At 63.3% G+C, this 22397-nt stretch carries 21 protein-coding genes; 6 read left to right on the plus strand and 15 right to left on the minus strand.

Annotated elements, in window-relative coordinates; translation table 11 throughout:
• The first annotated feature begins 5 nt into the window (after positions 1–5).
• Genes H6P80_RS09440 through H6P80_RS09450 form a run of 3 tightly spaced genes read left to right on the plus strand, consistent with a single transcriptional unit; the run spans position 6 to position 2430 of the window.
• On the plus strand, positions 6–764 hold the full coding sequence (locus tag H6P80_RS09440; protein WP_185801153.1) for an ABC transporter substrate-binding protein: 759 nt from the start codon (positions 6–8) through the stop codon (positions 762–764).
• Complete coding sequence (locus H6P80_RS09445) at positions 761–1729, plus strand: FecCD family ABC transporter permease (RefSeq protein ID WP_328804976.1); 969 nt, start codon at positions 761–763, stop codon at positions 1727–1729. Before H6P80_RS09440 ends, H6P80_RS09445 begins: the two co-directional genes overlap by 4 nt.
• Positions 1726–2430: an ABC transporter ATP-binding protein gene (locus H6P80_RS09450; RefSeq protein WP_185801154.1), complete on the plus strand. Its 705-nt coding sequence runs from the start codon at positions 1726–1728 to the stop codon at positions 2428–2430. The genes H6P80_RS09445 and H6P80_RS09450 overlap by 4 nt, the downstream gene beginning before the upstream one ends.
• 10 nt (positions 2431–2440) lie before the next feature.
• Here H6P80_RS09450 and fabZ read toward each other — a convergent pair whose 3' ends face one another.
• The 11 genes from fabZ to rpsB all read right to left on the minus strand — a co-directional run bounded on the left by fabZ (position 2441) and on the right by rpsB (position 13321).
• Positions 2441–2908 (minus strand): 3-hydroxyacyl-ACP dehydratase FabZ, encoded by a 468-nt coding sequence (gene fabZ / locus H6P80_RS09455; RefSeq protein ID WP_185801155.1) that lies wholly within the window; start codon positions 2906–2908, stop codon positions 2441–2443.
• Between the two features lie 11 nt (positions 2909–2919).
• Positions 2920–3561 carry an OmpH family outer membrane protein gene (locus H6P80_RS09460; RefSeq protein WP_185801156.1) on the minus strand — a complete coding sequence of 214 codons (642 nt, stop codon included), beginning with the start codon at positions 3559–3561 and terminating at the stop codon, positions 2920–2922.
• Positions 3561–6224, minus strand: coding sequence for an outer membrane protein assembly factor BamA (gene bamA, locus H6P80_RS09465; protein ID WP_185801157.1), 2664 nt, complete (start codon positions 6222–6224; stop codon positions 3561–3563). Before bamA ends, H6P80_RS09460 begins: the two co-directional genes overlap by 1 nt.
• Before the next feature lie 139 nt (positions 6225–6363).
• The gene (gene rseP / locus H6P80_RS09470) at positions 6364–7473 is read right to left on the minus strand and encodes an RIP metalloprotease RseP (protein WP_185801158.1); all 1110 of its coding nucleotides are present in this window, start codon (positions 7471–7473) and stop codon (positions 6364–6366) included.
• Positions 7470–8636 (minus strand): 1-deoxy-D-xylulose-5-phosphate reductoisomerase, encoded by a 1167-nt coding sequence (locus H6P80_RS09475; protein ID WP_185801159.1) that lies wholly within the window; start codon positions 8634–8636, stop codon positions 7470–7472. Before H6P80_RS09475 ends, rseP begins: the two co-directional genes overlap by 4 nt.
• A complete protein-coding gene (locus H6P80_RS09480) occupies positions 8633–9421 on the minus strand; it encodes a phosphatidate cytidylyltransferase (RefSeq protein WP_185801160.1) in 789 nt (262 codons plus the stop codon). Before H6P80_RS09480 ends, H6P80_RS09475 begins: the two co-directional genes overlap by 4 nt.
• On the minus strand, positions 9418–10086 hold the full coding sequence (locus H6P80_RS09485; protein WP_185802082.1) for an isoprenyl transferase: 669 nt from the start codon (positions 10084–10086) through the stop codon (positions 9418–9420). The genes H6P80_RS09480 and H6P80_RS09485 overlap by 4 nt, the downstream gene beginning before the upstream one ends.
• 83 nt (positions 10087–10169) lie before the next feature.
• Positions 10170–10727: a ribosome recycling factor gene (gene frr, locus H6P80_RS09490; protein WP_185801161.1), complete on the minus strand. Its 558-nt coding sequence runs from the start codon at positions 10725–10727 to the stop codon at positions 10170–10172.
• Positions 10728–10738: 11 nt separating this feature from the next.
• The gene (gene pyrH, locus H6P80_RS09495; protein ID WP_185801162.1) at positions 10739–11455 is read right to left on the minus strand and encodes a UMP kinase; all 717 of its coding nucleotides are present in this window, start codon (positions 11453–11455) and stop codon (positions 10739–10741) included.
• A gap of 96 nt (positions 11456–11551) precedes the next feature.
• Positions 11552–12475, minus strand: a complete 924-nt coding sequence (gene tsf / locus H6P80_RS09500; RefSeq protein WP_185801163.1) for a translation elongation factor Ts — start codon at positions 12473–12475, stop codon at positions 11552–11554.
• 87 nt (positions 12476–12562) lie between these two features.
• Positions 12563–13321, minus strand: a complete 759-nt coding sequence (rpsB, locus tag H6P80_RS09505) for a 30S ribosomal protein S2 (protein ID WP_185801164.1) — start codon at positions 13319–13321, stop codon at positions 12563–12565.
• A gap of 259 nt (positions 13322–13580) precedes the next feature.
• On the opposite strand from rpsB, the gene H6P80_RS09510 reads away from it, so the two are divergent.
• The gene (locus H6P80_RS09510) at positions 13581–13805 is read left to right on the plus strand and encodes a hypothetical protein (protein ID WP_185801165.1); all 225 of its coding nucleotides are present in this window, start codon (positions 13581–13583) and stop codon (positions 13803–13805) included.
• Here H6P80_RS09510 and H6P80_RS09515 read toward each other — a convergent pair.
• Both H6P80_RS09515 and H6P80_RS09520 read right to left on the minus strand, forming a co-directional pair.
• Entirely contained in the window at positions 13753–14544 is a 792-nt protein-coding gene (locus H6P80_RS09515; RefSeq protein WP_185801166.1) for a CDP-alcohol phosphatidyltransferase family protein, read from the minus strand. The genes H6P80_RS09510 and H6P80_RS09515 overlap by 53 nt on opposite strands.
• Positions 14541–15275 carry a phosphatidylserine decarboxylase gene (locus H6P80_RS09520; RefSeq protein ID WP_185801167.1) on the minus strand — a complete coding sequence of 245 codons (735 nt, stop codon included), beginning with the start codon at positions 15273–15275 and terminating at the stop codon, positions 14541–14543. The genes H6P80_RS09515 and H6P80_RS09520 overlap by 4 nt, the downstream gene beginning before the upstream one ends.
• A 134-nt stretch (positions 15276–15409) precedes the next feature.
• Between H6P80_RS09520 and H6P80_RS09525 the strand changes: the two genes are divergently transcribed.
• Positions 15410–16633, plus strand: coding sequence for an NADP-dependent isocitrate dehydrogenase (locus H6P80_RS09525; protein WP_185801168.1), 1224 nt, complete (start codon positions 15410–15412; stop codon positions 16631–16633).
• Between the two features lie 4 nt (positions 16634–16637).
• Here H6P80_RS09525 and H6P80_RS09530 read toward each other — a convergent pair whose 3' ends face one another.
• A complete protein-coding gene (locus H6P80_RS09530; protein ID WP_328804977.1) occupies positions 16638–17858 on the minus strand; it encodes an FAD-dependent oxidoreductase in 1221 nt (406 codons plus the stop codon).
• Between the two features lie 38 nt (positions 17859–17896).
• Between H6P80_RS09530 and H6P80_RS09535 the strand changes: the two genes are divergently transcribed.
• Complete coding sequence (locus tag H6P80_RS09535; protein ID WP_185801169.1) at positions 17897–19675, plus strand: cation:proton antiporter domain-containing protein; 1779 nt, start codon at positions 17897–17899, stop codon at positions 19673–19675.
• Here H6P80_RS09535 and alaS read toward each other — a convergent pair.
• Positions 19672–22326: an alanine--tRNA ligase gene (gene alaS, locus H6P80_RS09540; protein ID WP_185802084.1), complete on the minus strand. Its 2655-nt coding sequence runs from the start codon at positions 22324–22326 to the stop codon at positions 19672–19674. The two genes, H6P80_RS09535 and alaS, sit on opposite strands and share 4 nt — an antisense overlap.
• Positions 22327–22397 lie beyond the last annotated feature (71 nt).

The following is a 22397-nucleotide window of genomic DNA, read 5'->3' on the forward strand; positions in this document are numbered from 1 at the left end:
GTCCGGTGACGGCCGTGGCAGCGGACGATGCGGCGGCACCCCGCCGTGTCGTCTCGCTCAACATGTGTACCGACGAGTTGGTGTTGCTGCTCGCCGCGCCCGAACAGGTCGTATCGGTCACGCATCTTGCGCGCAGCCCGCATGAATTTGCTTTCTGGCGAACGGCGCGCCGTTATCCGGCGAACGACAGCAGCGTCGCGTCGGTGGCCGGATTGCGGCCCGACCTGATCGTGACGATGGGGGGATTGGCGCGGGATCGCGAGAGACTTGCCCGGCGTTTGGGCGCGGATCTGCTGGTCCTGCCCTTCCCCGCCAGCCTCGACGATATCGAGCGCTCGGTTACGACGCTCGCCGATCGGCTGGGGAGGCGGGAGCGGGGGCGCCATTTCGTTGCGGCACTTCACCGGTTGCGGAGCGCAAAGCCGGATGCCGCGATACCGGCGCTGTTTCTGAGCGGGGGTGGCGAGACGCACTATCCCGGCAGCCTGGGCGCGCAGTGGCTTGAACTTGCGGGTGTGACGGCACCTGACGATCTTGGAGGACGGGTGCCTGCGGAACGCGTGCTGGTCGCGCCGCCATCTGTCGTCATCCGCAGCGATTATCGGCGAGCGCAAACGTCGCGGGGGCATTTCTGGCCGGGTTATCGTTTCATTGAAAATGCGCATCGCACGCGGACGATCTGGACGGACGGACGCCGCTGGACGTGCGGCGGCCCTGCGCTGATGCCGGAAATCGTGCGGATCAGAGAGGCGCTGGCCTTGTGAACCCCCGGCTGTATTTCACTTTCTCCGCGGCGGTGCTGGCTCTTTTCGCGGCAGCGCTATTGTTGCCGCTGCAATCGCTTCCTGCACTGTGGGGCAGCGATCCCGAGCTGGCGGGCATCGTCATTACCGAACTGCGGCTGCCGCGCGCCCTGCTCGCGCTGGTCTATGGCGCGGTGCTTGGCGCGAGCGGCGCCGCGATCCAGGCACTGTTCGCCAATCCCCTCGCCTCGCCCGATATCACCGGCGCCACCGGTGGCGCTGCGCTGGGCGCCGTCTTCACCGCCTATATATTGGGCCTGGCCGGACCGGTGGCGGTCGCGCTGGGTGGCGTGACTGGGGCCGGGCTGGCGCTCGGCCTGCTGTTGCTGCTTGCCGGGCCGCGCGCCGAGACGGCCACACTGCTCCTCGCCGGTATCGCGATCAGCGCAATCACCGGCGCGACGACGGCCCTCGCCCTCGCTCTCGCCCCGTCGCCCTTCGCCTTTTACGATGCCTATGACTGGCTGATGGGATCGCTGGTGGACCGTAGCCTGCCGCAGCTGCTTTTTGCCGCAGTCCCCGCGCTGGCAGCCCTGGTCTACCTTGCGACCCGCGCCCGGCCGCTCGATGCGCTGGCGCTTGGCGAAGATACCGCGGCGGCGATGGGCCATGACATCACCGGCCTGCGATATGGCGTCGTAGCCGCGACCGCGCTCGGAGTTGGCGCTGCGGTCTCGGTGTGCGGCGCGGTCGGCTTTATCGGGCTTGTCGGCCCGGTGCTCGCGCGCAGACTTACGGCCGGGCATCCCGGCCGCGCCATCCTGCCCGCCGCGCTGATCGGTTCAGTGCTCCTGCTATCGGCGGATCTTGCGATCCGGTTCGCGCCGCCCGACCGGTCCATTCCGGTCGGTGTGCTCACCGCGATGCTGGGCGCGCCCTTCTTCCTGTGGCTTGTCGCGCGCATGCGCTGGGACGCGAAACCATGACGGCGCGGCTTCATGCTTCCGCGATTGCGCTCGGCGACAGGCTCGAGCGTTGCGATCTTGCTCTCGAGGCGGGATGTATGACGATGATCGTCGGCCCGAACGGAGCCGGAAAAACGAGCCTATTGCGCGTTCTCGCCGGGATCGGGGGCGACGGAGATATTGAAATCGACGGCGAAGCACTTGGTTCGTTGCCGCCCTCTCGCCGCGCGGCCCGGCTCGCTTTCTTGGGGGCATCGCGCGATATTCGCTGGCCCTTGTCGGCCCGCGATTTCGTGGCGCTGGGCCTGATGGGGTCGGCCGATCCGAATCGCGTAGAACGCGCGCTGGGCTTGGTCGACGCCGAAGGTTTTGGCGCGCGCAGGCTGGACCGGTTATCGACCGGAGAACGGTCGCGGATCATGATCGCCCGGGCGCTCGCTCCCGGCGCCGGCGTCGTCCTGCTCGACGAGCCCTGCGCCAATCTCGATCCGAAATGGCAGCTTGTTGTGCTGGACCGGCTCCGCGCCGAAGCGCAGGCCGGCGCGGTTGTTGCGCTGTCGATCCACGATCTCGACCTTGCCCGACGCCACGGCGACCGCGTGATCGTCATCGAGGATGGCCGGATCGCGGCCGACGGGCCACCGGCCGAAGCGCTCTCCGACATGATCGTCGAGCGCGTGTTCGGTATCCGGCGGAAGCAGGATTTCTGGATAAGGGCCTAGGCCCGGAAGCTCAGGATTCCGGTGGGTCCGCGATCATCGCGGTGAAATCGGCGCTCGCGACGAGCTTGCCGTCGACAAAGGCTTGCCCGGCGAACTTGCACACCGGGAAACGCTTCTTCGCGAAACCGACCTTCAGGCTGAGCATGCAGCCCGGTTCGACCGGCGCGCGAAATTTCGCCCCGTCTATCGCCATGAAATAGACGAGCTTGCCGCTGTCCAGCAGGTCGAGCTCGTCGACCGCGAGGATTGCCGCCGCCTGCGCCATCGCCTCGACGATAAGGACGCCGGGCATGATCGGACGGCCGGGGAAATGCCCCTGAAAGAATTCCTCGTTCATCGACACCGCTTTGATCGCGGTAATCGATTCCCCGGGGACGATTTCCTCGACCCGGTCGACGAGCAGAAAGGGATAGCGATGCGGAATGGCCGCCATCACCCGTTCGATACCGAACGGGCCGATAGCGGCCGTTTCCGTCATTTCGGGCTCGCTCACCGGCCCTCAGGCTGCGCGGTGCTCTGCTCGGCAGCCTGCGCGGCGCGAAGCGTGTCGCCGGGGTTCCAACCGGCCGGCGGAATCGCCTGTACGCTGGCCACGCGCGTGTTGAGCTGTGCGGTTACGGCGGCGGTGATGTTCGCCGGCGAGTTCGGCGCGATGCTCGTAATCGCTTCGGGCGACAGCACGAGATCGACGTTCGAAGCCGTCATTGCCGCAGTCATCGCATCGTTGAAATGGATGCCAATCTGTTCGCGGATATACTGGCGCGCGAGGACCATCGGACGGTTCAGCGTGGCAAGTTCCTGCTCGGCAGCCTGCTGGCGCTGGACGAAGGTTGTCACGGCGGGCGGCGTTACCTGCGGGTTGGTGTTGGCCGCCTGCGCTGCCTGCGCCGCGGTCTGCAACGGCTGCAATTCGGTCTGCAGGGCGACGGCGCGAGCCTGGGCCTGCTGGATCTGCGTTGCATAGGTCGACTGGATCTGGCCCACGGCGGCCTGATAGGCGGTCGTGGCCTGGATCGCGCCATCGACGCTGATTACGCCGACGCCGCGAGCCTGCGCATGGGCGGGCGTCGTTGCCACCATCGGAAGCGCGAGCAAGAGGCCCGCGAAGAAGGTTTTGGTTTTTGAAAACATCAGAATTGCGTTCCTATGTTGAATGAGAAAAGTTTTTCCTCGTCCCCTTCTTCGGACAGAAGGGCATAGGCGAGGTCGATCCGGAACGGACCGAAGGGCGAGTTCCACGAAACACCGGCACCTATCGTCACACGGGGCATAGGCGAATCGCCGACAAAGCGTTCGAGGAACGGGGCGATGGTACGATTTGCCGCCGTATTAGCGTTGCCCATACCATCTGTCGGATCTGTTGTCAGGGTTCCGTCTGCCGCGATGAACAGCGCGTTGCCTGCATTGTCGAGCAGCGGAATCACAATCGGGCCCGGGACGCTGTCGCCGGTGCACGGCGTCTGGCCAACGGTCGCGCCAGTCGAATCGATGCACGGGAAAGTCTGGAGCGTCGGGTTCGTGACGCCGAACACCGCGCCCGCATCGACGAAGATCGACGGCCGGAAGCCGAGTTCGCGTGCGCCCGCCCCGAGCGGAATTTCAAGTTCGGCGCGTCCTAGATAATAAGCCCGGCCGCCGATGGCATCGTCGACAACGAACTGCTGGTCGGTAATCAGCGTATTCGTGCCGGGCTGGTAGGAGAAGCGCTGGACGCGCGGGCCGACGCCGCGGATATCGAAACCGCGGATCTGCGGTTCGCCAAGGAAGAAGCGGTCGGTAAGGCGGACGTCGTCGACCCCCGCCAGGCCGCGATTTTCGAACGAATGGACATAGCCGGCCTCGGCGCTGAGGCTGAAAATGAAGCCCGATCCGACGTTGAAATATTGATCGGCATCGATCCGCGAGCGCAGATAGGTGACGTCGCCGAACAGGCCGGCGAAATCCTGGCTAAGGATCACGCGGCGTCCGCGGCTCGGACGGAAGCTGTTGTCGAGCGTGTTGTAGACGAGCGAATAGCCGACGCTCGAAATCAGCCGCTGGCCGATCGCGTCGCAAAGGAAGCGGCCGGCCAGGAGCGGACTGCACTGGCCGTTGATGAAGAAGGTGTTCTGATCGAGCGACACGTCTTCATTGTTGAGGCCATAACGCAGCGCGAGCGTCCAATATTCGGTAAGCGGCACGCCGGCGCGAATCTGGAAGCCGGTGGAAACCTGCTGATAGGTCGTGTTGCGCTCGTTCCCGATGAAGTTGAACGAGTCGAAATCCCGGCGGAACACGTCGACACCGACCGCGATATTGCGATCGAAGAGATAGGGCTCGGTAAAGCCGAGCTCGATCGAGTTCGAATAGCTCGAATAATTGATGCCCGCCCGCAGTTCCTGGCCCCGGCCCAGAAAATTGCGCTGGCGCACGGAGAAATTGATGATGAAGCGTTCGAGGCTGGAGAAACCAGCCGAAAGCTGGAGTTCCCCCGTGGCGCTTTCCTCGACATTCGCAGTGAGGATGATCCGGTCGGGCGCCGATCCCGGGGTTTGATCGATCTCGAAATCTTCCTGGAAGAAACCGAGCGATTGGATGCGGCTTTGCGAGCGGCGAAGCGAGAAGCTGTTGAACGCATCGCCTTCCCGCAGGCGGAATTCGCGGCGGATGACCTTGTCCTGAGTGAGCGTATTGCCGCTGATATCGATCCGCTCGACATAAACGCGCGGTGCCTGTTCGATGCGGAAGGTGACCGCCATCGTCCGGTCTTCACGGTTGATCCGGAAATCCGGACGCGCTTCTGCGAAGGCATAGCCGAGCAAGCCGGCCGTTTCGTTCAGCCGGTCGATCGTGTCTTCGATCTGCTGCGCGTTATACCAGTCGCCCGTCTGCATCGGGATATAGTTCGAAAACTGGGCTTCGTCGAAATCGCGCAGATCGCTGTCGAGTTCGAGGTCGCCGAAACGATAGCGTTCGCCCTCCTCGACCAGATAGGTGATGATGAAATCGCGGCGATCCGGCGTCAGTTCGGCGACGGCGGAAATCACGCGGAAATCGGCATAGCCTTCGGTCAGATAGAATTGGCGTAAACGCTGCTGGTCGAAGGCGAGCCTGTCGGGATCGAAGGTGTCGCTCGACGAGAAGAAACGGAAGAAGCGGGACTGTTTCGTCGCCATTTCCGAGCGCAGCTGGCCGTCGGAGAAAACCTCGTTGCCGATGACGTTGATCGCCTGAACGCGCGAGGCAGGCCCTTCGCTGATTTCGAAAACGATATCGACGCGGTTCTGATCAAGCTCGACCATCTGCGGCTCGATGATCGCTGCGAAGCGGCCACGGCGGCGATAGAGTTCGATGATGCGCGCGACATCGGCCCGGACGCGCGAGCGCGTGAAGATCTGGCGCGGCGCAAGGCGGATTTCCTGCCGGATATCGTCATCTTCCAGCCGGCGGTTTCCCTCCAGAAGGATGCGGTTGATAACCGGATTTTCCTGGACGACGATCGTCAGGTGCGCATTGTCTGCCGGGTCGATGCGGATTTCGACATCGCGGAACAGCTCGGTCTCGAACAGGTCGCGCAGGGATTCGTCCAGCTGGGCGCGTGTATAGGTGCTGCCGGGCCGCAGATCGATATAGGAGCGCACTGTATCGGGTTCGATACGCTGCGAGCCTTCGACGTCGATCGCGCGGATGACGGGCAAGGCGGACGCCGCCGTGGTCGTGGCTTCGCTTTCGGTCACCGGAGACGCCGAAGTGTCGAACGGTGTGGCCTGGGCGTAAACGGGCGCGCTGAAGCCGCCCAGCATGGTTCCCAGCATCAGCGCGGACAGCCGCCTTTGCTTCGATTTTTTGGGGTTACTCAGATGCACGCAATACCGCCCTTATTCTTATGTTCCGGCACGAAAAATGTCGGACTGCCCTGCCCTATCGGCGCGTGCCGATCAAGCCGTTCAATCTTTACCACAGGTCGAATGATCGCAGATCTATGACCGTCACCATCACCATGAAGCCGAGCAAGACGGCAAGACCCATGCGGAAAGCCCATTCCTGTGCCTCTGGCTTTATCGGTTTCCTGCGAACAGCCTCGGCCGCATAGAACACCAGGTGACCCCCGTCGAGCATGGGGATTGGCAACAGGTTGATGAATCCCAGATTAATCGAGATCATCGCCATGAAGACGAGGAAGGCATAAAGGCCCAGCGAAGCCGCCTGTCCGGAGATCTGGCCGATCTTGAGCGGGCCGCCAAGCTCCTCGATTGATCGCTGGCCGCTGACGATCTGGCCGAGGCCGACGACGATCATCTCGAGTCCGCCCACGGTCTGGTCCATCGCTGCGCCGGGCAGCTCGGCAATGCCGAGCGGCTGCATCTCGATCGCCGTGCCGTATATTCCGATCCGGCCGATCCGGGCTTCGTTGCCGAACCGGTCCGCTTCGGTCACGTCCAGGGTCGTCGCCACGATTTCCACCGGCATACCGTCACGAACGACGTCGAAGGCCATCTCTTGTCCGGGCCGCAAGCTGACATAGGTCGCAAGATCCGCGAACCGCTCGACGGCGCGGCCGTCGACGGCGACGACCCGGTCTCCCAGTTCGAAGCCGGCTTCGTCGGCGGGCAGGCCTTCCTGCAATGCCGTCACCACAGCCGGATTTTGCGCCTGACCATAGGTGCCGAGCAGGCCCATGAAGAGGACGAAGGCGAACACGAGGTTGATCATCGGTCCCGCCAGGATGATCAGGAAACGCTGCCAGACCGGCTTGAACTGGAACAGGCCGTCGCGCTCGGCCTCGGGAAGCTTCGCCAGCTCCGGGTCGGGCTGGCTCGCGGCGTTCATATCGCCCTTGAACTGTACATAACCGCCGAGCGGCATCCAGCCGACTTTCCACCGCGTGCCGCGCTTGTCGGTCCAGCCGACGATTTCGCGTCCGAAGCCTATCGAGAATTTCTCGACCCTGGTGCCGAACCAGCGGGCGACCAGATAGTGGCCCATTTCATGAACGAAGACGAGCGGCCCGATGACGAGCAGAAAGGCCATGACGGTGAAAAGGAAACCGGGACTTTCGATCATGCGGCTTGCTTCTCCATAAGGTCCTGGGCGTAAGCGCGAGCGGCGCCGTCTATCGCGAATATATCGTCAAGCTGCTGGGGGGAGCCGGGGTCATAGACGTCCAGCACCGCTTCGACAATCATTGCGATATCGAGGAAACCGATGCGCCCGGCGAGGAAAGCGGCCACCGCTTCCTCGTTGGCGGCATTGAGGATCGCGGGACGGGCGCCACCCGCCTCCATGGCGGCACGTGCCAGCGCCAGCGCCGGAAACCGCTCGGTATCCGGTTCCTCGAAATCGAGACGCCCGATTTCAGCGAGATTCAGCCGCTCGCACGGGGTCTCCATCCGGTCGGGCCAGGCCAGTATATGGGCGATTGGTATACGCATATCGGGGCTGCCGAGCTGCGCGAGCACCGACCCGTCACGATATTCGACCAGGGAATGGATCACAGACTGGCGATGGACAACAATGCGAAAATCCTCGGCCGGAAGGCCGAACAGGTGCTTGGCCTCGATCAGCTCCAGGCCCTTGTTCATCAGGGTCGCCGAATCGATGGAGATTTTCGCGCCCATCGACCAGTTCGGATGCTGAACGGCGCGTTCCGGCGTTACAGAGCGCATCTGCTCCCGCGTCCATTCGCGAAAGGGGCCACCTGATGCCGTCAGGATGATGCTCGAAATACCCTCCGGCCGGTCATGATCGAAGCATTGGAAGATCGCATTATGCTCGGAATCGACCGGCAGGATCGTAACGCCTTTTTTCCGCGCGGCTTCCGTCATTAGCGAACCGGCGGACACCAGCGATTCCTTGTTGGCGAGCGCGATCGTCGAGCCGGCCTCGATCGCGGCCATGACCGGACGAATGCCGGCCGCCCCCACGATGGCCGCCATTACGAGATCGGCCCCCGCCCCCGCAGCGTCGCAGATCGCCTCCGCGCCCGCCGATACGGCAACGCCGCTGCCGGCGAGCGCTTCTTCGAGCGCGGCCTTGCGGTCAACATTGCCGATGACCGCTTGTTTGGCGCGTGTCTTGCGCGCCGCATCAGCGAGCCCTTCGACGTCGCAATGCGCCGTCAGCGCGACGATTTCGAAGGCGTCCGGGTTACGCATGGCGAGATCGAGGGTTGACTGACCCACCGATCCGGTCGCGCCGAGGATGGTAAGGCTCTTGCGCGCGCTCATGCGATTGCTCCCGCGGCCGCCAGTCCGGCGACGCAGATCGCCACCGGCAACAGGCCGTCGAGCCGGTCGAGTGCCCCGCCATGACCGGGGAAGAGGTTCGAGCTGTCTTTCACATCCGCGCGCCTTTTGAGCCAACTCTCATATAGATCGCCAAGCTGGGCAAGGACAGCAAGGCCGGCGGCGAATGGGACGAAGGCCATCGGAATGCTGCCGAACCAGGCGAAAATCGCGCTGACGAGGACGGCGCTGATCATGCCGCCGATCAACCCTGCCCATGTCTTGTTGGGGCTGAGCGCCGGGGCGAGCTTGGGCCCGCCGATCGACTTGCCCGAGAAATAGGCGCCGATATCGGTCGCCCAGACAACCGCCAGCGCCCAGAGCGTCAACACGAGGCCGCCTTGTTCGCGCAGAAAGACGATCGCGAGAGAGCCGAGCCCGATATAGAGAAATCCGCCCCCGATTTTGGGGTTCATGGTCACTGCGGCGGTCGCAATTGCACCACCCAGCAGCGCCGCCAGCGTCGTCATGTCGATGAGCCGAACCGAGGGATGGGCATAGATCAACAGCGCCAGGATAAGCGCTGCGGCGATGACCGATTTTGCAGCGCCGGCTCTCATCAGGCCGCCCCATTCCACCATCATCGCGGCGGCGAGAAAGGTGGCGAGTAGCCAGAAGGCGCCCTTCCCCGCATAGAGCGCGCCGATGGCGACCAGGAGCAGCACGATGCCGGTCGCGGTGCGGACCCAGAGGTTACGGAAATCGCTGCGCGCTGCGGTTTCGGTCACAGGCCACCAAAGCGGCGTTCGCGCCGGCCGAATTCAGCGACGGCCTCGGCAAGCGCCTCGCCGCCAAAATCGGGCCAGAGCGTGTCGGTGAACAGCAGTTCGGCATAGGCCGCCTGCCACAAAAGGAAATTGGAGAGCCGTTTTTCGCCCGACGTGCGGATCAGGAGATCGAGCGGCGGCAGCCCGTGGGTTTCAAGCCGCTCCTCGATTGCCGCGCCGTCCACCGCATCCGCCGTCAGACGCCCCGCGGCCACATCCTCGGCGATGGTGCGCGCGGCGCTCGCGATCTCGAACTGCGAACCATAGTTGAGCGCAACCACCAGCGTTGCCAGCCCGTTATTCTTCGTGCGCTCGACCGCATTGTCTATCAGTTCGACGACATCGGCATCGAAGGCGCGATAATCGCCGATGACGCGGATACGGATACCTTCCCGCGCCAGCGCGTCGAGCTCCTTGCGGATGAAGCGGCGCAAGAGGTTCATCAGGTCGGCGATTTCGTCCGCCGGCCGGCTCCAGTTTTCCGAAGAAAAGGCATACAGCGTCAGGACTTCGATCCCGAGTTCGCCTGCGGCCCGCACGATTTCGCGCGCGGCTTCTATCCCCTTGCGGTGGCCGGCGACGCGCGGCAGGCCGCGCTGCTTCGCCCAGCGTCCGTTGCCGTCCATGATGATCGCGACGTGGCGCGGAGCGGTATCACCACCGCCCTTGCCGGCCGCCGCGTCGTCCACGGGTCGGGCCGGTTCGGCGGTCACAGCTCTAGGATTTCCTTTTCCTTGTCGGTCGCGATGGCGTCGATCTCGGCGATCTTGTCGTCGGTCATCTTCTGGACTTCGGCTTCTAGGCGCTTCTTGTCGTCCTCGCTGATTTCCTTCTTGTTCTCGTCGGTCTTGATATCGTCCATGCCGTCGCGCCGGACGTTGCGGACCGCGACCTTGGCCTTTTCCGCATATTGGCCGGCGAGCTTGGCCAGTTCCTTGCGGCGTTCCTCGGTCAAATCGGGAATCGGCAGGCGGATCGTCGTACCGTCCAGTTGCGGGTTCAGGCCGAGGCCCGCCGCGCGGATCGCCTTTTCGACGGGCTGGACGTTGGAGCTGTCCCACACCTGGACCGAGAGCATGCGCGGTTCGGGCGCATTGACGGTCGCCACCTGGTTGAGCGGCATATTTGCGCCATAAACTTCCACCGTGACGGGATCGAGCAAGGATGCCGAAGCCCGCCCCGTCCTCAGACCGCCCAGATCGCCTTTCAGCGAATCCACAGCGCCAGCCATTCGGCGCTCGACGTCGCCCTTGTCATATTGTGCCATCAGGCCTCTCCCTAGCTTCCGACGGTCGTCGAAACTCCGCCTCCCGCGAGCACCTTGGCAAGATTGCCCTGTTCGCGGATGTTGAAGACGACGATCGGTATGGTGTTATCGCGGCACAGCGCGACGGCAGCCGCGTCCATGACCTTGAGATTATCGGAAAGAACGCGGTCGTAACTCAAGGTTTCGTAGCGCGTCGCCCCTTCCACCTTGTGCGGATCGGCATCGTAGACGCCATCGACGCTCGTCCCCTTGAGCAGCGCATCGCACCCCATTTCAGCGGCGCGCAGCGCGGCAGCGGTGTCGGTTGTGAAATAGGGATTGCCCGTGCCCGCCGCGAAAATCACGATCCGGCCTTTTTCCATATGCCGCACGGCGCGGCGGCGGATATAGGGCTCGCAGACCGTATCCATGGGGATGGCCGAGAGCACCCGTGTGTCCTGACCGATCTGTTCGAGCGCATTCTGCACGGCGAGCGCATTCATAACTGTCGCCAGCATGCCCATATAATCGGCGCTGGTGCGATCGAAGCCCCTGGCCGCTGCGGCAAGCCCACGGAAGATATTGCCGCCGCCGACCACGAGACAGAGCTCATGGCCAGCCTCCTTGGCGGCCGCCACTTCGCCGGCCAGGCGCGCGGTCGTTTCCGGGTCGATGCCGAACTGGCCTTCGCCCATCAGCGCTTCGCCGGAAAGCTTCAAGAGTATGCGGTTATAGCGCGGGCGCGACATTGCCGGTCCGGCCTTTCCTCAGGGTGGATATGCAAGCGGCGCGCACCCTAGTAAGGGCGCACGCCGCTGCCAAGTATTTGATTGAGCGGATGTGAATTAGCCCGCGACAGCCGCGGCGACCTCTGCCGCAAAATCGTCTTCCTTCTTTTCGATGCCCTCGCCGAGCTGGAAGCGGACGAACGCCTTCAATGCGATCGGCGAACCGGCTTCCTTGGCGGCCTGGGCGACGACGTCTTCGATCTTGGTTTTATTGTCCATCACGAAGACCTGGCTGAGCAGCGCGTTCTCCTTACGATATTTGGCGATCGCGCCATCGACCATCTTTTCGACGATCTCCGCCGGCTTGCCGGATTCCGCGGCCTTTTCGGTTGCGATGGCGCGTTCGCGCTCGACCGTTTCCGGATCGAGCTCTTCGCCGGTCAGCGCAAGCGGCGCGGCAGCGGCGATATGCATGGCCAACTGCTTGCCGAGCGGTTCCAGTACATCCGCCCCGGCTTCGCTCTCCAGCGCAACCAGAACGCCGATCTTGCCCATATTGGGCGCGGCGGCGTTGTGGACGTAGGAAACCACGGCGCCATTATCCACGGCCACCTTGGCGACCCGGCGGATGCCCTGGTTCTCGCCGATGGTGGAGATGTTCTCGGTCAGCTTTTCCTCGACCGTGCCGCCTTCGGGATAGGGCGCGGCCTTCAGCGCCTCGACCGTCTGCTCGGTACCGAGCGCCAGCGTCGTCACCTTGGCGACGAAATCCTGGAACTGCTCGTTTTTGGCGACGAAGTCGGTTTCCGAATTGACCTCGACGACAGCGCCTTCGACGCCGTCGACGGTGACGCCGACCAAGCCTTCAGCAGCCGTGCGGCTCGCCTTTTTCGCGGCAGCGGCGAGACCCTTGGTGCGCAGCCAATCGACTGCGGCTTCCATGTCGCCGTTATTTTCCTCGAGCGCCTTTTTGGAATCCATCATGCCGGCGCCGGTGCGCTCGCGCAGTTCCTTCACGTCCTTGGCAGAAAATTCAGCCATCTGTCCGTCCTTATTGGTTTGCAATGGGTCTTTCAGACGCCGCCGGGCTGCGGACCCGGCGGCGTTTTGTCTGGTAAGCGCAGTCCGCTACGCGTCGGCGACGGCCGGTTCGACCGGCGGTTCGACGGCAGCGCCGATATCCGCGCCCGAAGCGGCGGCGGCCTCGACGGCACCGGCACCAGCGGCCTGGGCGATCGCTTCGCAATAGAGGCGGATCGCGCGGGCCGCATCGTCATTCGCGGGAACCGGGAAGGCAATGCCATCCGGGCTCACATTCGAATCGAGAATGGCGACCACGGGAATGCCGAGCGTGTTGGCTTCCTTGATCGCAAGATCTTCCTTGTTGGCGTCGATCACGAACATCACGTCCGGCAAGCCGCCCATATCGCGGATACCGCCCAGCGACAGCTCCAGCTTGTCGCGCTCGCGTGTCTGCTGGAGGATTTCCTTCTTGGTGAGGCCCGCCTTGTCGCCCGAAAGCAGTTCTTCGAGGCTTTTCAGCCGGCGGATCGAGTTGGAAATCGTCTTCCAGTTGGTCAGCATGCCGCCGAGCCAGCGATGGTTCACGAAGTGCTGGCCGCACGAACGCGCACTGTCGGCAATCGGCTGCTGCGCCTGGCGCTTGGTGCCGACGAACAGGATCTTGCCGCCTCCGGCGACCGTCTGGCCGACGAAATCGAGCGCCCGCTGGAACAGCGGCACCGTCTGCGAGAGATCGATGATATGGACCCCGTTGCGATCGCCGAAAATATACGGCTTCATCTTGGGGTTCCAGCGATGGGTCTGGTGGCCGAAATGCGCCCCGACCTCGAGCAATTGCTGCATGGTGACGGAAATGTCCGCCATGATATTTCTCCTTCCGGTTATACCTCTGGAAAGCAAGGATCGGGGCTCGGCCCCGACACCGGTATGTAAACGCCTTCCATGTGGAATGGACGCGCATTTAGGCGGGCCGGACTGATAAATCAACCCTTGACAGTTACGGAACAAATAGTGAACAACAGTCACTCGTCGCAAGGGAAAGCCATTTGGCGGCCTTGTGGATAAGATTGTGGATCGCCAGCGGCTTTTGGACGTTGAGATCGACGCTAGAGGAGATCGAAAGATGTTGCAGTTAGCCGCCGCCCTGTTCTTCGTTGTCGCGCTGGTCGCCCCGCTCGCGGTGATCGTGTTGACCCTCGAAAGCCATTGGCTCCAGATCGTCAATGCTCTGACCGGCAAACATTATGTCGCACCGATTCCCGATAACCGCCCTGCCCGCCTGCGCGAACGGCAGGTCAGCCATCGCGTGGCGCAGCCTCCTGCGCGGTCTGCGCGCGCCGTCGCCTGACCTTGGCATAATTGAATATGCTGACGGGCATGCTGGCGAGATAGGCGATGGCGAGCGCCGAAAAGGCGATCCAGGGTATGGTGACCACGGCCGCGATCATGCCGGCGATGGCCGCAAGCGCGCCGAAGCGTACGCCGCGCCGGAGCCGGATCGACGACCAGCTGAAAGTCGCGATGTTCGATACCAGCAGGAAGGCGATAAAGCCCGTCCAGGGCGCGACGATATAGAATTCGCGCAGGATCGGTTGTTCGGTCACCAGCCACAGAAAAATCGGCAACAGCAACAGCCCGGCGCCGGTCGGCGCGGGTACGCCGGTGAGAAAGCCCGCGGATTTATGCGGCTGCTCGTCGACATCGATTTGCGCATTGAAGCGCGCGAGCCGCAGGGCGCAGGCTGCCGCAAAGGCGAGCGCGAAGATCCAGCCGTAACGCGGCATCGTCTGCAACGACCAGAGATAGACGATAAGCCCCGGCGAGACGCCAAAGGCGATTACGTCCGATAGGGAATCCAATTCCGCCCCGAATCGTGTCGCGCCGTTCAGAAGCCGCGCGATCCGTCCATCGAAACCGTCGAGTACGCCGGCGATGACGATGAAGGTCACCGCCGTCTCCCAGCGGCCGGCCAGCGCAAAACGCACCGCGCTCAATCCCATGCATAGCGCAAGCACGGTGATCGCGTTGGGAATGATCGCGCGCAACGGCAATCCGCGCCGCACGCGCTTCGGGCGGACACGCTTCACTGCGAGACGCCGAACGCGCGGCTGTCCTGGCCGATCCGGGCGACAATCGTTTCGCCCGCGACCGTTTTCTGGCCGAGCGCGACCAGCGGCGCCGTGCCGGCAGGCAGGTAGACATCGACGCGGCTGCCGAAGCGGATCAGGCCGATCCGCTGCCCGGCGACGACCATGTCGCCGGGCTTCACCCAGGGCACGATCCGCCGCGCGACCAGCCCGGCGATCTGCGTAAAGCCGATCCGGGAGCCGTCGCGCATTTCCACCAGGATGTGCTGGCGTTCATTGTCCTCGCTGGCCTTGTCGAGATCGGCGTTCACGAACTTTCCCGAAATATAGATGACCTCGCGGATCGTGCCGCCGACCGGCGCGCGGTTAATATGGACGTCGAATACGCTCATGAAGATCGAGACACGCGTCATCACTTCGTCGCCCAGCCCGTCGGGTCCGGCCATTTCACGGGGCGGCGCCACTTCGCGGATCAGGGTGATCAATCCGTCGGCCGGGGCGACGATCACGCCTTCTTCGGTCGGCGTCACGCGCACCGGATCGCGAAAGAAGGTGGCGATCCAGATCGCGAGCCCGATCAGCGGCCAGGCGATCAGCCCCCAGCCAAGCCACATAAAGATGATGATGGCGACCCCGGTGACGGCCAGATATTTGTAACTTTCAGGATGGACGGACGGCCATTGCCATCGCACATTGCGATCGTCGCCCGGCGGCTTTTGAAGCTCTGTCATACGGGCTTGATACAGTCGGCTTGCGAGGGTGACAATCGGCGCATTTTCCGGTTGCCCGCCGGTTGATTGCGCGGCCTTTGCGCCCTAGACGGCATGAAAAGTCGGATTCCTCCCCATTTCGGAAAGCAAACTGCATGGCCAGCAAGATCAAGGTGAAGACCCCTGTCGTAGAAATCGATGGCGACGAGATGACCCGGATCATCTGGGAATGGATTCGCGAGCGCCTGATCCTGCCCTATCTCGATATCGATCTGAAATATTACGATCTTTCGATTCAGAAGCGCGACGAAACCGACGATCAGATCACCGTCGATTCCGCCAATGCGATCAAGGAATATGGCGTCGGCGTGAAATGCGCGACGATCACGCCCGACGAAGCCCGTGTCGAGGAGTTCGATCTCAAGAAGATGTGGAAATCGCCGAACGGCACGATCCGCAATATCCTGGGCGGCGTCGTTTTCCGCGAGCCGATCGTGATCGAGAATGTGCCCCGGCTCGTGCCTGGCTGGACCGATCCCATCGTTATCGGCCGCCATGCCTTTGGCGATCAGTATCGCGCGACCGACACGCTGATCCCCGGCCCCGGCAAGCTGCGGCTCGTTTATGACGGCGACGACGGCACCTCGATCGATCTCGAAGTGTTCGACTTCCCCTCGCCCGGCGTCGCGATGGCTATGTACAACCTTGATGACAGTATCCGGGATTTTGCCCGCGCGAGCCTCAATTACGGCCTGCAGCGCGAATGGCCGGTATATCTGTCGACCAAGAACACCATCATGAAGAAATATGATGGCCGCTTCAAAGACCTTTTCGAAGAAGTGTTCGAATCCGAATTCAAGTCGGATTTCGAGGCCAAGGGTATCGAATATCAGCATCGCCTGATCGACGATATGGTCGCCAGCGCGCTCAAATGGTCGGGCAAATTCGTCTGGGCCTGCAAGAATTACGATGGCGACGTCCAGTCGGACACGCTCGCACAGGGCTTCGGTTCGCTCGGCCTGATGACATCGGTGCTGATGGCGCCCGATGGCAAGACGATCGAAGCCGAAGCGGCGCACGGTACCGTCACCCGGCATTTCCGCATGCACGAACAGGGCAAGGCGACGTCGACCAATCCGATCGCCTCGATCTTCGCCTGGACGCGCGGCCTGATCTATCGCGGCCGGTTCGACGAAACGCCCGAAGTGACGCGCTTCGCCGAGACGCTGGAGCGGGTTTGTATCGAGACGGTGGAAAATGGTCAGATGACGAAGGATCTCGCGATCCTCATCGGCCCGGATCAGGCCTGGATGACGAGCGAGCAATTCTTCGAAGCGATCCGCACCAATCTGGAAACCGCGATGGGCGAGTGGCAATAGGCCGCTAGCCCGTTCCGAAAGCGTCGGGACTTTCAATCCGCTCGCGCGCAAAGCCGAGCCCGATGACGCGCGCCGGTATCCAGCGCAGGAACGGTAACCTGTTGAACAGACGGAGCGGCAGGGGCGGCCTGGTAAGGCCCGATTTCCCGGAGACGAGCGGCGCGATGATATTATCCTGCGCTATCTTCTGAAGCCCCTGGATGCGCGCCGTGGGTTTCCATCGGCGCGCCTGGACCTTGGCCAGAAGCGGGTCGGGCGCTTCGCCCTTGGCCATCGGGCTAGCGAGGATATTCGCGGCGGCAACCGCGTCCTGCACCGCCAGATTGATGCCGACGCCGCCGATCGGAGACATCGCATGAGCGGCATCGCCGATCGCCAGCAATCCGGGCTTGTACCAGCGGGTAAGCCGGTCGAGCCCGACGGAGAGCAGTTTCACATCGTCCCAGCTGGCGATCTCCCCGATGCCTTCCGCGAGCAACGGCACGGCCGTGGAGAGCTCTTGGCGAAACGCCTCGATCGGTCGCGATCGCACGCGCTCCCCCTCGCCCTTGGGAAAGACGAAGGCGCATTGCCAATAGTCCCCGCGATCGATGAGGACGATGATCCGGCCGTTCTCGAAAACGCCGAAGGTTTCCTCCTCCCGATGCTTGGGCACGCGGAACCAGAAGACATCCATCGGTGCGCCGAGTTCCTCGAGGGGTAACGCGGCTTCCCGGCGCAGGATGGAACGCCGTCCGTCCGCCGCGATGACGAGGCTCGCACCGATCGTGCGGCCATCGGCAAGGGTCACGCCGGCGATCCGCCCCCCCTCACCCGCGACGATACCCGTCGCCTCGCTGCTCAACATCAGCCGAAAGGTCGGATAGCGCTTGGCCTTGTCGGCGATGAAATCGAGCAAATCCCATTGCGGCATCATCGCGATGAAGGGTGCGGGGGTCTTCAGCCTCTTGAAATCGGCGATCTCGATGAACCGGCCGGCAACCCGCGCCCTGATGCGGTCGACCTTGTTGTGAGGCAGCTGTAACAGCTCGTCGAGCAGCCCCAGTTGATCGAACAATTCCATCGTCGAGGGGTGGACGGTATCGCCGCGAAAATCGCGGAGGAAGTCGGCATGCTTTTCCAGAACCAGCGTTTCCACGCCGGCGCGCGCGAACAGCATTCCGGCGACAAGCCCTGCGGGCCCACCGCCAACAATGCAGATTTGCGTGGGTATATCCGCTTTCACCCCTGCCCATTACCAGCATTGCCGCTAAGAAGTGAAGTATGCACCATGGCATCGAATCGACAGGTTTCAGCGATGCGCTCGTCATTCTGGGCGTGGCCGGGATCATTATTCCGCTGTTCGCGCGCTTCCGGATCACGCCGGTTATCGGTTTCATCATCGTCGGCGCGCTGGTCGGTCCGGCAGGTTTGGGTTCGCTCGTCGATCGTGTGCCCTGGCTTTACCACGTTACGATTTCCGATCCGGAGGCGATCGCGCCTTTCGCCGAATTCGGTATCGTGCTGCTGCTATTTTCGATCGGCCTCGAACTTTCGTTCAAGCGGCTTTGGGCGATGCGCGTCATGGTGTTCGGGATCGGTGCCGCCGAACTGATCATTTGCGGCGTCCTGATCGCAGGCGCGCTTTACGCCATGGGTCAGAACAGCGTCGGCGCGCTTGGACTGGGGCTCGCGCTGGCGCTTTCCTCGACGGCGCTCGTTCTGCCGATGTCCGGCACGAAGAGCCCGGTCGGCCGCGCCGCATTGGGCATGTTGTTGTTCGAGGATGTCGCGATCGTGCCGATCATCTTCCTGCTCGGCGCGATGGCGCCGACCGCTGGAGCCGGCCTCGCCGATCTTGGCCAGACATTGCTTTACGGGGTAGCCACCGTCCTCGCGATGCTCGTCGGCGGACGCATACTGCTCCCGCGCCTTTTCGCCCAGGCCGCGCGGACGAAAAGCCCGGAGGTATTCCTCGCCGCCAGCCTTCTCATCGTCATCCTCGCCAGCCTGGCGACGACGGCGGTAGGACTTTCCCCCATCGTCGGCGCGATGGTCGCCGGGCTCGTCATTGCAGAAACCGAATATCATCGCGAAGTCGAGGTGATTACCGAACCGTTCAAGGGGCTGGCGCTCGGCGTGTTCCTGATCACCGTCGGCATGAGTCTCGATCTCGTGCAGATTCTTCAGCACTGGACGTCGCTGCTGCTTGCTGTTGTCGGCGTCGTGGTCGTGAAGACGATTGTGACCGGACTGCTGCTGCGCTTTTCGGGTGCGCGCCGGGCCACCGCGGCCGAAGCCGGTCTGCTCATGGCCTCGCCTTCGGAAACGACGTTGATCGTGCTGGCGGCCGCGTTTCAGGCCGGTGTCATCCAGGCCTCGACCGCTGCTTTCTGGCAAACCGTGACGGCGATCGGCCTTACCATCACGCCGTTGTTGGCAATGGCCGGTCGCGTCGCCGCCCGCCGTGTCGAGATGCGCGAGGCCGTTGTGCATATTCCAGGCCAGGACGACGACCAGGAGGAACGCGCTATTATCGTCGGGTTCGGCCGGGTGGGACGTGTCGTCGCCGAGATGCTTCGCGAGCATGGCAAGCCCTTCGTCGCCGTGGATTCGAACATAGACACCGTCGCGCGGGGACGGAGCGACGGCTTCCCGACTATTTTCGGCGATGTCGCCCGGGCGCAACTGATCGAACATCTCGATCTCGACAATGCGAGCGCGCTGATCCTTACCATGGACGATCCGGTCAGCGTGGTTCAGCTCACCCGCAAGGTTCGGGAAGCGCATCCGGATCTCACCATCGTTGCCCGCGCCCGCGATCCGGATCATGCCGCAGAGCTTTACCGCGCGGGCGTCACCGACGCCGTTCCCGAAACCGTGGAATCCTCGCTTCAGCTCTCAGAGGCCGCGCTCGTCGATATCGGCGTGCCGATGGGGCCCGTGATCGCTTCGATCCATGAGAAACGCGCGCAACTGCGCGAGGCGATCATGAAACTCGGCGAGCTCGACCGCCTACCGGAACTGCCGCGCGAAAAGCTGAGAAACTCGAAAAACAGCTAGGCCGAAACGCTCGCGATGGAGTCGCGGATCGCCGCGAGGGCGGCCTCAGCCTTGTCCCCTTCGGGTCCGCCGCCCTGGGCCATGTCCGGACGCCCGCCGCCGCCCTTGCCGCCCAGCGCTTCGACGGCGGCACGCACGAGCGCGACGGCGTCGAGATCGCCTGTCAGATCGTCGGTGACGCCAACCGCCACGCTCGCGCGACCGTCGTTGACCGCGACAATCGCCGCGATGCCCGATCCGAGCTTGGTCTTCGCCTCGTCGATCAGCCCGCGCAATTCCTTGGCGTCGAGCCCGTCGACCGCCTGCCCGATGAACTTGATGCCTCCGGCTTCTTCGATCTCGGCGGTCGGTTGCGATCCGCCGCCGCCCATCGCGAGAGCCTTTTTCGCATCGGCGAGCTCGCGCTCGAGCCGCTTGCGTTCGTCGACCAGCGCGGCGACGCGCGCCGGCAGTTCGTCGGCGGTCGTCTTGAGGGCATCGGCGGCGGTCGTGAGGATTTCCTCCCGGCCGCGATACCAGAGCCGCGCGGCTTCGCCGGTCAGCGCCTCGATCCGGCGAACGCCCGACGACACGGCGCTTTCCGATATGATGACGAACAGGCCGATATCGCCGAGTGCGCGAACATGGGTGCCGCCGCACAATTCGACCGAATAGTCTTTCGGGCCCGACTGGCCCATCGAGAGTACGCGGACCTCATCCCCATATTTCTCGCCGAACAGCGCCAGCGCGCCGGCCTCGATCGCCTCGTCCGGCGTCATGAGGCGGGTGGCGACCGGCGCGTTGCCGCGGATCTGGGCGTTTACATCGGCCTCGACCGACGCGATTTCCTCATCGGTCAGCGCTTTGGGATGTGAGAAATCGAAGCGCAGCCGGTCTTCGGCGACGAGGCTGCCCTTCTGGGTCACGTGTTCGCCCAGCCGGTGGCGCAGCGCAGCATGCATGAGATGGGTCGCGCTGTGATTGGCGCGCAGCCGGTCACGGCGCTCCGCATCGATCGCCAGTGCGACGACATCGCCGACGGCAATTTCGCCCGATGTGACGGTGGCATGATGGGCATGGAGGCGGCCAAGCGGTTTCGCCGTGTCGGAAACCTTGGCCTCGAATCCGCTATCGCTGCGGATCGTGCCGGTATCGCCCATCTGGCCGCCACTCTCGCCGTAAAAGGGCGTCTGGTTGGTCAGGATGGCGACCGTATCGCCGATCGATGCCGTGTCGACGCTTTCGCCCTCCTTGACGATGGCGATCACCTGCCCCTCGCCTTCGCTGGCAGTGTAGCCGGTGAATTCGGTTCCGCCATGACTCTCCGCAATATCGAACCAGACGGCGTCCGAGGCAGCGTCGCCCGATCCCTTCCAGGCGGCCCGCGCGGCGGCTTTCTGTTCGGCCATTGCGGCATCGAAGCCTTCGCGGTCTACCCCTAGCCCGCGGCTGCGTAGCGCGTCCTCGGTCAGATCATAAGGAAAGCCGAAGGTGTCATAGAGCTTGAACGCGGTTTCGCCGGGTAGCGTACCGCCTTCTTCCATGCCGACAAGCGCTTCGTCGAGCAGTTTGAGGCCGTTGTCGAGCGTGCGTCGGAACCGGATTTCCTCCAGCTTCAGCGTTTCCTCGACCAGGGCCTGGGCGCGGACCAATTCGGGAAAGGCGCCGCCCATTTCGGCAACGAGCGACGGCACGAGCCGGTGCATGAGCGGATCCCGGGCGCCAAGGATATGGGCATGGCGCATTGCGCGTCGCATGATCCGGCGCAACACATAGCCACGGCCTTCATTGGCCGGCAGCACGCCGTCGGCGATCAGGAAGCTCGAACTGCGCAGGTGATCGGCGATCACCCGGTGGGAGGCGGCGGCATCGCCTTCGGCCTTGGCCCCTGTTAGTTCGACGGATTCATGGATCAGCGCGCGGAATAGGTCGATCTCGTAATTGTCGTGCGTGCCCTGAAGGACGGCGGCCATCCGCTCCAGCCCCAGGCCGGTGTCGATCGACGGGTGCGGCAGATCCCGGGCGATTTCATTGTCTTCCTGCTCATATTGCATGAAGACGAGATTCCATATTTCGACGAAGCGATCGCCGTCCTCGTCCGGCGATCCGGGCGGCCCGCCGGGAATATGATCGCCATGATCATAGAAAATCTCCGAACAGGGGCCGCAGGGGCCGGTATCCCCCATCGCCCAGAAATTATCCTTGGTCGCAATCCGTATGATCCGCGATTCCGGAAGACCCGATATCTTCTTCCAGAGATCGAAAGCTTCGTCGTCGGTATGATAGACGGTCGCGGTCAGCCGATCGGGGCTGATACCCCATTCTTTCGTGATCAGATCCCAGGCGAGCTCGATCGCATGGTCCTTGAAATAGTCGCCGAACGAGAAATTTCCGAGCATTTCGAAAAAGGTGTGATGGCGAGCGGTATAGCCGACATTATCGAGATCGTTGTGCTTGCCGCCGGCACGGACGCATTTCTGTGAACTCGTCGCGGTCGAGTAATCGCGCGTTTCCAGCCCGGTGAAAACATTTTTGAACGGCACCATGCCGGCGTTGACGAACATCAGCGTCGGATCATTGTGCGGAACCAGCGGCGCCGAAGGCACCACCGCATGGCCCTTGCTCCCGAAATAATCGAGGAAGGAACGGCGTATATCGTTGGTCGATGTCATGCGCGGCATGTAGGCAGAGCGCGCTGCGCGGGCAAGCCGCTAGATAGCCCTGCAGGACCGGGCGCCGGTTC

The sequence above is a fragment of the Parasphingopyxis marina genome (assembly GCF_014237875.1).
GTDB lineage: Bacteria > Pseudomonadota > Alphaproteobacteria > Sphingomonadales > Sphingomonadaceae > Parasphingopyxis > Parasphingopyxis marina.

Bases quoted from the DNA above. Each gene is read 5' to 3' on its own strand.
- H6P80_RS09450 (WP_185801154.1), top strand. From the start codon at position 1,726: ATGACGGCGCGGCTTCATGCTTCCGCGATTGCGCTCGGCGACAGGCTC.
- fabZ (WP_185801155.1), bottom strand. From the start codon at position 2,908: ATGACGGAAACGGCCGCTATCGGCCCGTTCGGTATCGAACGGGTGATG.
- H6P80_RS09460 (WP_185801156.1), bottom strand. From the start codon at position 3,561: ATGTTTTCAAAAACCAAAACCTTCTTCGCGGGCCTCTTGCTCGCGCTT.
- bamA (WP_185801157.1), bottom strand. From the start codon at position 6,224: ATGCTGGGAACCATGCTGGGCGGCTTCAGCGCGCCCGTTTACGCCCAG.
- rseP (WP_185801158.1), bottom strand. From the start codon at position 7,473: ATGATCGAAAGTCCCGGTTTCCTTTTCACCGTCATGGCCTTTCTGCTC.
- H6P80_RS09475 (WP_185801159.1), bottom strand. From the start codon at position 8,636: ATGAGCGCGCGCAAGAGCCTTACCATCCTCGGCGCGACCGGATCGGTG.
- H6P80_RS09485 (WP_185802082.1), bottom strand. From the start codon at position 10,086: ATGGACGGCAACGGACGCTGGGCGAAGCAGCGCGGCCTGCCGCGCGTC.
- frr (WP_185801161.1), bottom strand. From the start codon at position 10,727: ATGGCACAATATGACAAGGGCGACGTCGAGCGCCGAATGGCTGGCGCT.
- pyrH (WP_185801162.1), bottom strand. From the start codon at position 11,455: ATGTCGCGCCCGCGCTATAACCGCATACTCTTGAAGCTTTCCGGCGAA.
- tsf (WP_185801163.1), bottom strand. From the start codon at position 12,475: ATGGCTGAATTTTCTGCCAAGGACGTGAAGGAACTGCGCGAGCGCACC.
- rpsB (WP_185801164.1), bottom strand. From the start codon at position 13,321: ATGGCGGACATTTCCGTCACCATGCAGCAATTGCTCGAGGTCGGGGCG.
- H6P80_RS09510 (WP_185801165.1), top strand. From the start codon at position 13,581: ATGTTGCAGTTAGCCGCCGCCCTGTTCTTCGTTGTCGCGCTGGTCGCC.
- H6P80_RS09520 (WP_185801167.1), bottom strand. From the start codon at position 15,275: ATGACAGAGCTTCAAAAGCCGCCGGGCGACGATCGCAATGTGCGATGG.
- H6P80_RS09525 (WP_185801168.1), top strand. From the start codon at position 15,410: ATGGCCAGCAAGATCAAGGTGAAGACCCCTGTCGTAGAAATCGATGGC.
- H6P80_RS09535 (WP_185801169.1), top strand. From the start codon at position 17,897: ATGCACCATGGCATCGAATCGACAGGTTTCAGCGATGCGCTCGTCATT.
- alaS (WP_185802084.1), bottom strand. From the start codon at position 22,326: ATGACATCGACCAACGATATACGCCGTTCCTTCCTCGATTATTTCGGG.